Here is a 13,629-nt window from a genome sequence, read left to right on the forward strand (position 1 = left end):
CGGGGTCGAGGACGTACATGCCGTCGTGGTGTGTGCGGCGAGAATCGGGCGCCGGATCAGCGGCGTGCCCGGCTCGATCTTAGTCGCGCGTGTTTCGTGTACTACCGTCGGCCCATGCGGCGGCTGGACGTGGGATGTGCGATGTGGACCCATCCGCAGTGGCAGGAACGGCTGCCGGCGCCGGGCGAGCGGCTGCGCGCCTACGCCGGCTACTGCACCGCGGTCGAGGGCAACACCACCTTCTACGCGACCCCGTCCGCCGCGACCGTGGAGTCCTGGGCCCGCCAGACCGAACCCGATTTCCGCTTCGTCCTCAAGCTGCCGCGCCCGATCACCCACGAGCATCGCCTGATGGGCGCCGAGGCTCCGCTGGCGAGCTTCCTCGACACCATGGCCCCGCTCGGCCCGCGCCTGCACGCCCTGTGGATCCAGCTCCCCGCGGGCTTCGGCCCGGCCGAGCTCGGCGCGCTCGCCCGGTTCCAGCGGGCGCTGCCGTCCGGGCTGCGCTGCGCGGTCGAGGTGCGCCATCCGGCCTTCTTCCACGACGAGCGCGCGGCCACCCAGCTGGAACGCGTGCTCGGCCGGATCGGCGCGGAGTGGGTGCCCTTCGACACCACCGTGCTGTTCGACGGGCCCGCCGCCGATCCGTCGGAGTTCGAGGCGCGGTCGAAGAAGCCGCGGCTGCCAAGGCGGACGCGGGCCCTCACCGAGTTCCCCATCGTGCGCTACCACGGCCGCGCCGACCGCGCGGTCACCGTGGCGGGCTGGGCGCCCTGGGTGGCGCAGGCGCGGCAGTGGCTGGCCGAGGGCCGCTCGCCGACCGTCTTCGTGCACACCCCGGACAACGCCGCCGCCCGCGACCTGGCCCGGCAGTTCCACGACGAGGTGCGCGCCGGCGTCCCCGACCTGCGGCCCCTGCCCACGCCGCCCGCCACCGAGCCGATGACCTTGTTCTAGCGACCTGGCCCCATTCGTCATGCGCATGTCGTATGACCGTGGCATGCTGTCGCCACACTGGGGAGTGGGTGGGCCGAACGAGAGGTCCGCTGAAATGTCCACCGAGCGAACGACATCGCCCGATCCGGCCCGGCTCACCGCCGCGCCGCACTGCGAACCGCGGCTGGAACACCGTGTCCGGGAAGAACGTTCGGCCCGGCCGTCGCGCCGCGCCGGGCGTGCCACCGCGCCCACCGGCCTGCGCCGTGCCCTGCGCGGAACCTGCGTGCAGGGCGCCGACGCCGAAACCGCTTCCCCCGCAGCTTCTCCGGCGCCCGTTTCGTCGGCCGCCCGAGGGTCGAACGCCCTCCCGCTCGTCCCGGCGGCGGTCGTGTCGGCGTCGGCTGTATCGCCGCCGGCAGCGTCGGTGCCGGGCGCGTCGGCGCCGGTCCCCACGGTGCCGGCCGCACGGTCGATGTCGGGATCGGCCGCGCCGGCGGCGTCCGCGTCGCCGCCGGCGGCGGCCGAATCGGCACCGGCCCCCACCACAGCAGCCGTGTCGGTGGTGCCGGCGGGCGTCGCGTCCGTGCCGGCTCCCACGGCGGCTGCCGTACCGGCGGTGCCGGCGCCGGGCAGGCCGGCGAAGATCACGACGGCGCCGAATGTGTCGACGGTGCTCGCGTCGGCACCAGTCGTGACGGCGGCCGGGTCTGTACCGGTCCTGTCGGCCACAGCCGCGTCGGCGATGCCGTCCCCGGCCGCGTTGCCGGTGGACGCGTCGGCTCCAGCGGTGTCAGGGGCGAAGGAATCGGAACCGGTCGCCACGGCAGGAGGAGTCTCGGCGGTGGCGGCGTCAGCGGCGTCCGCACCGGCTCCTACGACAGTTGCCGACTCGGGGATGCCCGCGCCGGTCGGGTTGGCGGAAATCGGTACGGCACCAGGTGCGCCGGCGGTGCTCGCGTCGGTACCTGACGGGTCGACGGGGCGTGCATCGGCACCAGCCGCATCGGCGGCGGCCGGGTCCGTACCGGTCCTATCTGCCGCAGCCGCGTCGGCGGTCGTCTCGGGGGCGTCCGCGGTTCCGCCGGTCTCCTCGGCGCGGGCCGAATCGGCTGCGGCGTCGGCTCCCGTGGCCGCGGCGGCGGCGGTGGGCGTCGGCGATGACGGTCTCCGTGGCGGCGGGGCGATGTCGGGTCCCTGCGGAATCGGGGGCGTGTCGCGTCGCGGTCGCCCGGTGCCGGTCTCGGCGAGCAGCGCGCGTGTGCCGCTCGGCGGCGAGACCGTCCCGGCCGGGGCACACGTGGCTGCGGGGGAGACCACCGCGGCTGCGGGAAAGACCGCCGCGGCTGCGGGGAAGACCGCCGCGGCTGCGGGGAAGACCGCCGCGGTCGCGGGGGAGAACGCCGCGGTCGCGGGGAAGTACGTCGCGGTCGCGGGGGAGACTCGCGCGGTCGCGGGTTCGCGGGTGGGTAGTGCCGGAAATGGTTCGCCGGTGGCGAGGTTCGGGGAGCAGGTGTTGCGGCTGGCGATGGAGGTCGTCGACGGGCGGCGGGCCGCCGGTCAGCTGCGGCCGGTCGCCGATACCCGTGCGCTCGAGGCGATCCGGACGATGGTCGGCCGCGCGCCCGGCCGCGAACTCGGTACCGCCACCGGCATCCGCATGCACCGGCCCCATGTCGACGACGCGGGCGCCGAACTCTTCGCGACCTATCGGCGGGGCCCGCGGTACTTCGCCATCGCCGCCCGGGTCGACCGGGTCGCCGACGGCTGGCGGCTGACCGCCTTCCGGCTCTGCTGAGCGTCGGGCGCGGACGACGGCCCGGACGCGTGGCGGCGCCGGGCAACCGAATTCGCCGGTCCCGCGGAAGCCGCCGTGCCCCGGCGATCCCCGCCGCCCGAAGAGCGGGGACCACCTGCCGACCGCGCCGGACCTGGGGGAGGGTGGGGCTTACAACCGGCGAGGCCAGGGTGTGTCGATGCGCCCTCTTCCGTGGCTGGATCGGGCGGCGCATCACTGATTATTCGTCGCCGTCGCCGCCGTGGCTTGGTGGATCCTCCGGGGCGTCGGGCAGCCGCCGGGCGCCGCGCACCACGTCGCCGACGAGATCGTCGTATCCGCAGGCCAATTCGTCGAGGCGCTGCTGGGCCGACCGCAGCTGCGCCTCCGCGCCGCAGGCCAGCGCCCGGTAGGTGAGCGCGGCGAACAGCGCCAGCCGGTCGACCACGGCGCCGATGCTCTCGGTGTGCATGGGCGCGGTGTCGGCGGCGGGGGGCGTGCGGATGAGCACCCACCGGTCGATCTCGGTGACCAGCCGCGCCCGCGCCCAGTCGATGTCGCTGGTGTCTCCCGGCAGGATGAGCTCCCGCCGCTCGTGCAGCGTCGAGAGATCGTGTGCCGCACGCAGTATCGGGTCCCCGCCGATGACGACCCCCCGCACCGCCCGCAGCATCACGTCCCGCTGAGGCAGCCCCACCCCCGCACCGTCCCGCTCCACGCCACCGACCTTTCGCCGAACCACCCGCAACGAACAACATTCGTCCCAGCCGGAAGCGTGGATAGGCGTGGGCCGGGAAGACGCGAGGCCCGGCGAACGAGGGGCGCGTCCCGTGTCGACGACGACGACCCCGGACCCGTGCGGCGCAGCCGCGAAGTCCGGGGTCGTCGTCGAGCCGAGAAGGGCCGCGACCCGAGCGCGCAGGCGCTCGATGTCACAGCGACCGGGCGATGATCTCCTTCATGATCTCGTTGGTGCCCGCGTAGATGAGCTGGACGCGGTTGTCGACCCACATGCGCGAGATCGGGTATTCGGTCATGTAGCCGTAGCCGCCGAACAGCTGCAGGCAGGTATCGGCCACGTTCATGGCGCGGTCGGTGCACCACCACTTGGCCATGGCGACGGTGGGGATGTCGAGTTCGCCGCGCAGGTGCTTCTCGATGCAGTCGTCGAGGAAGACGCGGGCGATGCGGGCCTCGGTGGCGACCTCGGCCAGCTTGAACTTGGTGTTCTGGAAGCCGAAGACCGCGCGGCCGAACGCCTGGCGCTCCTTGGTGTAGCGCAGGGTGTGGTCGAGGGCGACCTCCATGCCCGCGACGGCGCCCGCGGCCACGATGAGGCGCTCCTGGGGCAGCTGCTGCATGAGCTGGATGAAGCCCTGGCCCTCGGTGGTGCCGAGCAGGTTGGTCACGGGGACGCGCACGTCCTCGAAGAACAGCTCGGAGGTGTCCTGGCCCTTCTGGCCGATCTTGTCGAGCACGCGGCCGCGGCGGAAGCCCGCGCGGTCGCCCTCGACCAGGATCAGCGAGGTGCCCGCCGCGCCCTGGGTGGGGTCGGTCTTGGCGACGACGATGATGAGGTCGGCCTGGGCGCCGTTGGTGATGAAGGTCTTGGAGCCGTTGATGACGTAGTCGTCGCCGTCGCGCAGGGCCTTGGTCTTGACGGCCTGCAGGTCCGAGCCGGTGCCGGGCTCGGTCATGGCGATGGCGCCGACGACCTCGCCGGAGGCCATCTTGGGCAGCCAGGCGAGCTTCTGCTCCTCGGTGCCGTAGGCGAGCAGGTAGTGCGCCACGATGCCGTTGTGCAGGCTGACGCCCCAGGAGGTGTCGACCACGCGGGCCTGCTCCTCCATGAGGACCGTCTCGTGGGCGAAGGTGCCGCCACCGCCGCCGTAGGCCTCCGGGATGGACAGGCACAGCAGGCCGAGCTCGCCCGCCTTGTTCCAGAGTTCCCGGTCGACGTGGTGCTGGTCGCGGTACTTCTCGATGTTGGGTTCGACTTCCTTGGCGAAGAACGCCCGGGCGAGATCCCGGAGGGCGTCGAGGTCCTCGTTCATCCAGCTGGACCGGTTGGCGGCCATCGAGTCTCCTTACGGCTCGGACAGCACTGGTCGCAGGGGTGACCAGTGGTTACAGGCAACAGTGTGTACCAATATTGGCGCTGTGACAATAGAGTACCCGAGACAGCTGTCCGATGTACTCGGTCGGGCCGGTCCGCGGGGTCACCAGCGCAGCATCGGCAGCGGCGACAGGGGGTGGATGAGGGCGCGCCGCCAGGTCAGCTCCACCAGCCGCGCGTGGAAGCCCGCGTCGGGCCAGCGCTCGGTGAGCCGGGAGTAGGCCGAGTATCGCAGCCCGAAGCGGCGCGCGCCCAGGGTGACGTCGACGGTGTCGGCCCGGCGGAACAACTCCACCGCCTCGGCGGGCCCGCCCGCGGCGCGCAGCCGGTGGTGATCGCGGATCATGGCGCAGACCGGGTCCGTCAGGTCCTCGCGCCCCGCGGCGATGAGCCACTCGGTGGCCAGCGCGCACGACGGCTCGAGATAGTCGAAGGTGCCCGCGGCCCAGATGCCGAGATCGTGGAAGGCGGCCGCGGTCCGGAACTCCTCGCGCTCGCTCGGCGGCGCCCCGGCGGCGCCGGTGCGCGCGAACAGCAGGTCCGCGATGGCGAGGACCCGCAGGATGTGGTGCACGTAGGCTTTGCGGTCGGCGCCCAGCGCGGTGTCCCACGGGGCGAGGCGCCGCGCGAGATCGTCTTCCAGTGCACCGTAGGGTTGCGCCACCATGTAACTCCGAACTCCGACCACCCCGATAGCCGCCGCGTTGCGCGGCACTACCATTCCCGCGTAAATCATTCGGGCAGAACGGACAACAGTCCAGCTACGTTTGCGCGTGTCGCGCGCGGCACGCCGGTTTTGATGACCGGTGTGTGAGCATCGGTTTCACAGGTGTGCGCGAATCGACTATGAATGGCGTGTGCCGTTCACACGTGTGGTCACCCGTCTGCCTTCGCGAGCCCTGGGCGGTGGTCTGCGATGACCGTCGAGAATCCCGTCGAGGACGACGTCAGTCAGCTCGCCCAGCGAGTGGAACGCGCTCGCGGGCGGCTCGCCTACCAGTTCGACCCGGCACTGACCGACTCGCTCTCGGAAGAGGAACTGCGCGCCGAACGCGAACTGGCCGAACGTATCCGCGAACAGGATCGAGAACAGCGCTGGAAGAACATCCAGGCGGCGGCCACCGCCTCGGACCGGGCCCGGCAGACCAACGAAGCGATCGAGAAGGCCGACATGCGAGATCTCCTGCTCGCCAGAAAGGCGATTGCCGCCCAGCGCCGGGAGTCCAGCCCGCACGCGAAACTCGCGTCGCTGTACCGGCACCGGTCGTGGTCGCTGCGCGCGCTGGCGGGCGTGGTCGGCGCGGGCATGCTGTGGTCCGCGGTCAACGTCCAGCACAACATCGCGCCCGGCGGCCCCTCGGATCCGCTGTACTGGTTCAGCTACCTGCTCGAGGCGATGATCAGTGTCTGCCTCATCATCATCATGGTCGGCACGAACAAGGTCGCGGAGTGGGGTGTCATCGACAACCGCAGGCAGGTCGCGCTCGCCGAGATCGCGCTGCTCGGGCTGACGGTCACCCTGAACACCTATCCCTATGTGCGCGAGGGCCGCTGGTACGACGCGGCGGTGCACGCGGTCGCGCCGGTCATGATCGGTGTGGCGCTGCTCATCCACGACGCGGCCAGCGCCCGGTACGGCCTGGCGATCACCCGCGCCACCAGCCAGGTCCGCGACCTGCCCGACCCGGCCGAGCAGCTGCTCAACCGCGTTCCCGAGACGGGCCCCCGCCTCGAATACCAGCCGCCGAGCCTCACGACCGCGCCCGCAGCACCGGCTTTCGAGCCCATCTCGGTGCGTGACGTGCCCAAGCCCGACTACGCGGCGGCCGCCGCGCCCACCGAGAAGCGCAAGCGTTTCGGCATCAGCAAGCCGTCCGGCAGCGAGAAGGCGAGCAAGAACGGCAGCGCCCGCACCGCCAAGACCGAGCCGGTGTCCCGCCCCGGCGCCGCGGCGCCCAAGGCCGAGGCCCCCGGGGCCCCCGCGGCCGCCGCGGAACCCACTCCGCGCAAGAGCGCGATCTCCGATATCGAGGCCCGGGTCGAGAAGGCGTTCGCGGAGGCGAACTTCGGCTACGAGCCGATCGAGCCGGTCAGCGTCTACGACACCGGCCAGTTCCGCATCGCCGAGAGCCTCGAACAGGAACTCAACGCCATGCGCGAGGCCCGTCGCCAGGCCCGTAAGGAGCGCGCGGGCTCCTGAGCGGGTCGCTCCGCCGACACGAGACGGGGCCGGCCGGACACGATGAGTGTCCGGCCGGCCCCGTTCGTCGTGGACCGGGTCAGCCGAACAGGCCGCCGACGCCGGCCTCCTGGCCGCCGCCCGTGCCGCCGATGAACCCGCCCGGGGGGAGTTCGGAGGGCTGGACGATGACGAACCCGCGCCCGGAGAACGACAGCGTGGTGCCCTCGCCGGTGCTGCGGCCCATGACCAGCCTGCCGAGGCCGAAGGAGTCGTTGCGCTTGATGCCGGTCTGCAGGCTCGACGACCAGGCGACCGCCGCCTGCGGGTCGGCGTAGGTCGGCTGGTCGACGTTGAGGACGACGGGGGTGCCGTGGGTCGTGATGGCGATCCGGCCGCGGCCGGTGAACACGCAGTTGAACAGGCCCGCGTTGGAGGCGTATCCGGCCGCGCCCTGGACCCGCTTCACGTCGTAGCGCAGCGAGGAGTCGAAGGCGAGCACGTTGGACCCGTTGATGGTCAGCCCGTCGCTGCCGTCGAGGTCGATCAGGTGCACGTCGGAGGCGCTGTTGGCCAGGAACAGGTCGCCGCGGCCGGAGACCTTCATCAGCGGGACGCCCTCGCCGGTCAGGTGCTGCCGGATCGCGCGGCCGATGCCGCCGGAACCGAGCGCCTGGAACTGCAGTTCGCCCTGGTAGGCCACCATCGACCCGGCGCGCGCCATCACCTCCCCGTTGAGGCCGACCTTGATCATCTTCCCGCCCTGCTTGTGGATGCCCTGGCCGTGGACTTCGGCGTGGAGGGGGTCGAACAGATCGCTGTGCACGGGGAACGCTCCTTGCTGCGCGGAGGACGAGGGGGCCGTCCGAGGGGGGACGGCGGGCGGGGGCGGCGCACCCTGGGGGTACGGCGGCGGCTGCCCGGTGTCGAAGTACTGTCCCGCGGGCACCGTCGCGGGCGCGGGGAACTGGGGGTTCGGACCCGGAGGGGGTTGCGCCGCCGGGGGATACGGGGTCGTCGGCGCGGGAGGCGGCGGTTGCCGGATCGGCGCGCGGCGGGTCTCGGCGATCCGCGCGGGGTCGGGGGCGGGCGGCGCGGGGGCCTGCGCGGGCGGCGCGGGCTCGGGTTCGTCGTCGATCCGCACCCCGAAGGCGGTCGCGATGCCGGCGAGGCCGTCGTCGTACCCCTGGCCGACCGCGCGCACCTTCCACGCGCCCGCGCGCCGGTAGATCTCGACGCACACGACCCCGCTCTCGGTGGTGAGACCGGAGATCGGGAAGGTCAGGGTCTGCCCGGCCGCGGCGATGGTGGCGGTGAGGGTGCCCGCGCCGGCGAAGGCGGCCGGGCCGCGGCCGTCGAGGCTCGCGGTGACCACCACCGTGTCCACGTCGGCGGGGACCGCGGAGGTCACCACGTCGACGACGTCGGGGCCGCCGTTGCCGTGCCGGTAGGTCACCCCGGGCGCGGCGGGCTGGTTGAAGAAGACGAAATCGGCGTCCGAGCGCACGCTGCCCCCGGCACCCAGCAGCAGGGCGGACACGTCGACCGGCGCCGAACAGCTGACGGTGATCCGCAGCTGTTCACCCGGTGCGGGCCGGTTCTCGCCACGAGACAAGGTGGTCACGACCTCGATAGTGCCGCGCCCGCGGGCGGCGCGCCAACGTGCCGGGTCCGGGCGGGTTGTGGAGTTGGTGTGGATTCCGCTGACACCCGTTACAGAAGCGGCTCGCCTGATTAGGCTCGCGCACATGAGCAGTGCGGTTCACGGATTCACCGACGACGCCTTGGGCGACCTGGACGCCGTCGGGGTGGCCGCGGCATTGCGATCCGGCCAGGTCGGCCGGGCCGAGGTGCTCGAGGCCGCGATCGCGCGCACGCGGCTGGTCGATCCGGCGCTGGACGCGGTGCAGGTGGCGTGTTTCGACCGGGCGCGCAGCGCGCCGGAGACCTCGGGGGTCTTCGCGGGTGTGCCCGCGTTCGTCAAGGACAACACCGATGTCGCCGGCCTGCCGAGCTGTCACGGCTCGGCCGCGTTCACGCCCCACGACGCCTCGACCACCAGCGGGCCCGCCGCGCAGTTCCAGCACTCCGGGGTCGTGGTGCTCGGCAAGTCGACGCTGCCGGAGTTCGGGCTCACCGCCAGTACCGAGTTCGTCGGCCGCGCCCCCACCCGCAACCCGTGGAATCCGGAGTTCTCCGCGGGCGCGTCCTCGGGCGGGTCGGCGGCGCTGGTCGCCGCGGGCGCGGTGCCGATCGCGCACGCCAACGACGGCGGCGGCTCGATCCGCATCCCGGCCGCGGCCAACGGCCTGGTCGGGCTGAAGGTGACCCGCGCCCGGCTGCTGGATCAGCCCGGCGCGCGGTCGCTTCCGGTGAACCTGGTGACCGAGGGCGTGGTCACCCGGTCGGTCCGCGACACCGCGCACTACCTGGCGGCGGTGGAGGGTTACCGGCCGAACCGGTCGCTGCCCGCGGTCGGCCTGGTGGAGGGGCCGAGCGCCCGCCGGGTGCGTATCGGCCTGATCCGCCACGACGTGTTCGGCCGCGAGGTGCATCCCGACACCGGCGCCGTGCTCGACTCGGCGGCGGCGGTGTTCGGCGGACTGGGGCACGAGATCGTGCCGATGCGCCTCGATGTGGATCCGCGTTTCGCCGAGGACTTCAAGCTGTACTGGGCGGCCATGGCGGCCGCGATGACGTTGTCGATGCGGATCGGGCATCGCGGCTGGTTCGACGCCTCGCGGCTCGACCCGTTCACGCGCGGCCTGATCGGTCTGGTCCGCAGGCATCCGCTGGCGCTGGTGCCCGCGGCGCGGCGGCTGCGTGCCGCGCGGTCGATCTACGACGCGCACTTCCGCGACGTCGACGTGCTGCTCACCCCGGTGCTGTCGCACCCGGTGCCGCGGATCGGTGAGCTGGCGCCCGGTCAGCCGTTCGAGGACCTGTTCGCCAAGCTCGTCGACTACGTGGGCTTCACGCCGCTCAACAACGTCGGCGGCGGGCCGGGTATCGCGGTGCCGCACGGCCTCACCGCGGCCGGCCTGCCGGGCTCGGTGCAGCTGGCCGCGAAGTGGGCCGACGAGCGCACGCTGCTCGACCTGGCCTATCAGCTGGAGGCGACGAGCCCGTTCCCCCGCATCGCCGACCGGCCGACCCGGGTGCGCCGCAGCGCCTGAACCGGGTCAGAAGTACCGCAGCTGGATGTAGGCCCAGGCCAGGGTGGTCGAGAAGGCCGTGGTGACGATGCCGTAGCGGGTGAAGTGCCAGAAGCTGATCGGATGACCGCCGCGCCGGGCGATGGCCAGCGCCACGATGTTGGCGCCCGCCGCGACCGCGGTGCCGTTGCCGCTGAAGTCGGCGCCGAAGGCGAACGCCCACCACAGCGCCTCGCTGTGTCCCGGATCGGTCGTGCCCGCGACCAGTTCCTCCACGACCGGCGCCATCGTGGTGGTGTAGGGGATGTTGTCGATGAACGCGGCCACCACCGCCGACCCGAACAGCAGCACCGTCGCCGCCAGCGCGGGATCGTGACCGAAGGCGCCGACCGCGGCGGCGCCGAGCCGGTCGATCACCCCGGTGTGCACCAGCCCGGCGACCACCACGAACAGGCCGAGGAAGAACACCAGGGTGCCCCACTCGACCTCGCGCAGGACCTCCTCGACGTCCAGGTCGGCGACCAGCAGCATGGCGCCGGCGCCGAGCAGCGCGACGATCGAGGGCGCGACGTGCAGCACCGAGTGCAGGGCGAATCCGGCGATCATCAGCGTCAGGATGATCAGCGCCCGCGCGAGCAGACGGGGGTCGGTGATGGCCTCGCGTTCGCGCAACGCGCGCACCTGGACCGGATCGGCAGGCGGCAGGCGCAGCTCGCGCCGGAACAGCAGGGGCGTGCAGGCCACGAACAGCACGAAGACGACCGTGACGGCCGGGGCCATGTGGACGAGGAAGTCGTTGAAGCTCAGGCCCGCCCGGCTGCCGATGATGATGTTGGGCGGATCACCGACGAGGGTGGCCGCGCCGCCGATGTTGGCGGCCAGCACCTCGGCGATGAGGAAAGGCTGTGCGGGGAAACGCAATCGGTCGCACACGACGATCGTCACCGGGGCGACGAGCAGGATGATGGTGACGTTGTCGAGCACGGGGGAGGCCACGGCGGTGATGGCCATGAGCATCACCATCAGCCGTAAGGGCCTGCCGCGGGAGCGTTTCGCGGCCCAGACGGCCAGGTAGTCGAAGAGCCCGGTCTGCTTGATCACCCCGACGACGACCATCATGCCCAGCAGCAGGAAGATGACGTTCCAGTCGATGCCGACGTGCGCGTCGTAGAAGATCCGCTCGCCCGGGATCAGGCCGAGCAGCGCGAGGACGCCCGCGGCGACGAGCACCACCCTGACCTTGTGCGCGCGCTCGGTGGCGATGAACCAGAACGCCACCACGAAGACCGTCACCGCCAGCAGCTGCGCCATGGCGGGCCGTCAGCCGCCGGGACCGGCCCGCGCGGTCCGGATCCGGGGGCTCATGGGCGGTCCCGCCCGGTGGCCAGCGCGTCGACGCGGCGCTCGAGGTGGGCCAGGCGATCGGCCGTCGACCGGCGGCGCAGCAGGTCGGCCAGCTCGTCGGCCTCGTCGGGGTCGAGGGTGATCGCGGCGGCGGGCTCGTCCTCGTCGCCCGCCGTCACCAGCAGCTGCCTGCGTCCCGAGCGCTCGGTCAGCAGGGTGATCAGGTCCCCGGACCGGGTGCGGCAGCGGTGGATCACGGCCTGGCCGGGAACGGTGGCGCGGTCGGTGTCCATTCCGGGTGGCTCCTTCCCTGGCGGTGGCGTGCTCCCATCGTGTGCGGCGGGCTCGCGGCACACCATCCGGTCGCGCACCCATTCCGCGGGGGTGGTGACATGCAGGGCGCGGAATGGGTGTCCGACCCGATGGACAACCGGCTCGCCGGCCGACAGACTGCAGGCATGCCCCGTCCGACCAGCGGAAAGACCGTCCTGCGCCCGCGCGAGCGCACGCCGGCGCGGGCGCTGTTCCGCCGGATCGTGCTGATCAACGGCGCGGTGTTCACGCTCGGCACGCTGGTTCTCGCGCTGTCTCCCGCGACGGTGTCGGCGCGCGTGCGCCTGACCGAGATCCCGGTGCTGCTGATCGGGCTGGCGGTCATGCTGACCGCGAACGCCCTGCTGCTGCGGTCGAGCCTGGCGCCGCTGGACGGGCTGACCGACTCGCTGCGCCGGGTCGATCCGCTCGCGCGCAACGGCAGGCTCAGCGCGCCGCCCTCCGGCGACCTGGCCACCGTCATCGCCGCGTTCAACGGGATGGTCGACCGGCTGGAGCGCGAGCGCAGCGCCGCGAGCGCCTCCGCCCTCGCCGCGCAGGAGGGCGAGCGGCAGCGGATCGCGCGGGAACTGCACGACGAGATCGGGCAGAGCCTGACGGTGGTACTGCTCTCGCTCAAGCAGGTCGCCGACAACGCCGAACCCGCGACCGCGGACCGGGTGCGGGCCGTGCAGGAGACCGTGCGCGGCTGCCTGGACGAGGTCCGCGGGATCGCGCGGCGGCTGCGGCCGGGTGTGCTCGAGGACCTGGGTCTGGCCAGCGCGCTGGCGGCGCTGTGCGGCGAATTCGCCGACAGCACCGGCATCGAGGTGGCGCGCGGCATCGACCGGCCCGCCGCGCCGCTGCCCGCCGACGTCGAGCTGGTCTGCTACCGGGTCGCCCAGGAGGGCCTGACCAACGTCGCCCGCCACGCGGACGCCTCCGACGTGCGGCTCGGCCTGCGCGACCACGGCGACCGCATCGAACTGTCCGTCAGCGACGACGGCCGCGGCGGCGTGCGGGCCGCCGGGGCCGGGATCCGCGGGATGCGCGAACGCGCCCTGCTGGTCGACGCCACGCTGACCGTGACCTCACCGCCCGGCGGCGGCACCACGGTGCTGCTGTCGGTGCCCTGTCCCGATCGAGGGGGAGCGCTGTGACACCCGCCCGGATCCTGCTCGCCGACGACCACGCGCTGGTCCGCTCCGGCCTGCGCCTGATCATCGACGCCGAACCGGACCTGCGGGTCGTGGCCGAGGCGGGCAACGGGTACGAGGCCGTGCAGCGCATGGCCGACACCCCCGTCGACCTGGCCATCCTCGACATCGCCATGCCCCGGATGACCGGCATCCAGGCCGCGCGCGAGATCCGGCGCAACGACCCGCACGCGCGCATGCTGATGCTGTCGATGTACGACAACGAGCAGTACTTCTTCGAGGCGCTGCGCGCGGGCGCGTCGGGCTATGTGCTCAAGTCGGTGGCCGACCGGGACCTGCTCGAGGCCTGCCGCGCCACGCTGCGCGGGGAGCCGTTCCTGTATCCCGGGGCGGTGACCGCGCTGGTCCGCGACTGGCTGGGGCGGATCCGCCAGGGGCAGGAGCCGCCGGAGAGCCTGCTCACGCCGAGGGAGGAGGAGGTGCTCAAGCTGATCGCGGAGGGCAACTCCGCCAGGGAGATCGCCGCCGAGCTGGTCATCAGCGTCAAGACGGTCGACCGGCACCGGGCCAACATCCTGCAGAAACTGGGGCTGCGGGACCGGCTGGCGCTGACGCGCTACGCGATCAGGGCCGGCCTGCTCGAACCGTGAGGG

General features: G+C 72.7%; 12 protein-coding genes. 6 read left to right on the plus strand and 6 right to left on the minus strand.

Annotation, left to right across the window (positions count from 1 at the left end; translation table 11 throughout):
- Positions 1-114 precede the first annotated feature (114 nt).
- Together ON36_RS24000 and ON36_RS32940 are read left to right on the plus strand one after the other, a co-directional pair.
- Complete coding sequence (locus tag ON36_RS24000) at positions 115-957, plus strand: DUF72 domain-containing protein (protein ID WP_083885350.1); 843 nt, start codon at positions 115-117, stop codon at positions 955-957.
- 1,192 nt (positions 958-2,149) lie between these two features.
- Positions 2,150-2,734: an Rv3235 family protein gene (locus ON36_RS32940; RefSeq protein WP_157224991.1), complete on the plus strand. Its 585-nt coding sequence runs from the start codon at positions 2,150-2,152 to the stop codon at positions 2,732-2,734.
- Positions 2,735-2,954: 220 nt separating this feature from the next.
- Here the strand turns inward: ON36_RS32940 and ON36_RS24010 are convergent, their stop codons facing one another.
- From ON36_RS24010 to ON36_RS24020, 3 genes are all read right to left on the minus strand, one after another.
- Positions 2,955-3,410, minus strand: coding sequence for a DUF4254 domain-containing protein (locus tag ON36_RS24010; protein ID WP_245558183.1), 456 nt, complete (start codon positions 3,408-3,410; stop codon positions 2,955-2,957).
- Between the two features lie 235 nt (positions 3,411-3,645).
- The gene (locus ON36_RS24015) at positions 3,646-4,791 is read right to left on the minus strand and encodes an acyl-CoA dehydrogenase family protein (protein ID WP_043657981.1); all 1,146 of its coding nucleotides are present in this window, start codon (positions 4,789-4,791) and stop codon (positions 3,646-3,648) included.
- A 141-nt stretch (positions 4,792-4,932) separates the two neighbouring features.
- Entirely contained in the window at positions 4,933-5,496 is a 564-nt protein-coding gene (locus tag ON36_RS24020) for an HD domain-containing protein (protein ID WP_043657985.1), read from the minus strand.
- Positions 5,497-5,745: 249 nt separating this feature from the next.
- Between ON36_RS24020 and ON36_RS24025 the strand changes: the two genes are divergently transcribed.
- Positions 5,746-7,029: a hypothetical protein gene (locus tag ON36_RS24025; RefSeq protein WP_043657988.1), complete on the plus strand. Its 1,284-nt coding sequence runs from the start codon at positions 5,746-5,748 to the stop codon at positions 7,027-7,029.
- Between the two features lie 79 nt (positions 7,030-7,108).
- On the opposite strand, the gene ON36_RS24030 is transcribed toward ON36_RS24025, so the two are convergent.
- The gene (locus ON36_RS24030) at positions 7,109-8,632 is read right to left on the minus strand and encodes an AIM24 family protein (RefSeq protein WP_373281839.1); all 1,524 of its coding nucleotides are present in this window, start codon (positions 8,630-8,632) and stop codon (positions 7,109-7,111) included.
- 124 nt (positions 8,633-8,756) lie between these two features.
- Here ON36_RS24030 and ON36_RS24035 point away from each other — a divergent pair, with 124 nt between their 5' ends.
- Positions 8,757-10,184 (plus strand): amidase, encoded by a 1,428-nt coding sequence (locus ON36_RS24035; protein WP_043657990.1) that lies wholly within the window; start codon positions 8,757-8,759, stop codon positions 10,182-10,184.
- A 6-nt stretch (positions 10,185-10,190) separates the two neighbouring features.
- Here ON36_RS24035 and ON36_RS24040 read toward each other — a convergent pair whose 3' ends face one another.
- A complete protein-coding gene (locus ON36_RS24040) occupies positions 10,191-11,474 on the minus strand; it encodes an ArsB/NhaD family transporter (RefSeq protein WP_043657992.1) in 1,284 nt (427 codons plus the stop codon).
- A 50-nt stretch (positions 11,475-11,524) separates the two neighbouring features.
- Positions 11,525-11,800, minus strand: a complete 276-nt coding sequence (locus ON36_RS24045; RefSeq protein ID WP_043657995.1) for a cation:proton antiporter regulatory subunit — start codon at positions 11,798-11,800, stop codon at positions 11,525-11,527.
- 165 nt (positions 11,801-11,965) lie between these two features.
- On the opposite strand from ON36_RS24045, the gene ON36_RS24050 reads away from it, so the two are divergent.
- Positions 11,966-12,979: a sensor histidine kinase gene (locus tag ON36_RS24050; protein WP_052314308.1), complete on the plus strand. Its 1,014-nt coding sequence runs from the start codon at positions 11,966-11,968 to the stop codon at positions 12,977-12,979.
- Positions 12,976-13,626, plus strand: coding sequence for a response regulator (locus ON36_RS24055; RefSeq protein ID WP_043657997.1), 651 nt, complete (start codon positions 12,976-12,978; stop codon positions 13,624-13,626). The genes ON36_RS24050 and ON36_RS24055 overlap by 4 nt, the downstream gene beginning before the upstream one ends.
- Positions 13,627-13,629: the final 3 nt, after the last annotated feature.

Source organism: Nocardia thailandica NBRC 100428 (assembly GCF_000308795.1).
GTDB lineage: Bacteria > Actinomycetota > Actinomycetes > Mycobacteriales > Mycobacteriaceae > Nocardia > Nocardia thailandica.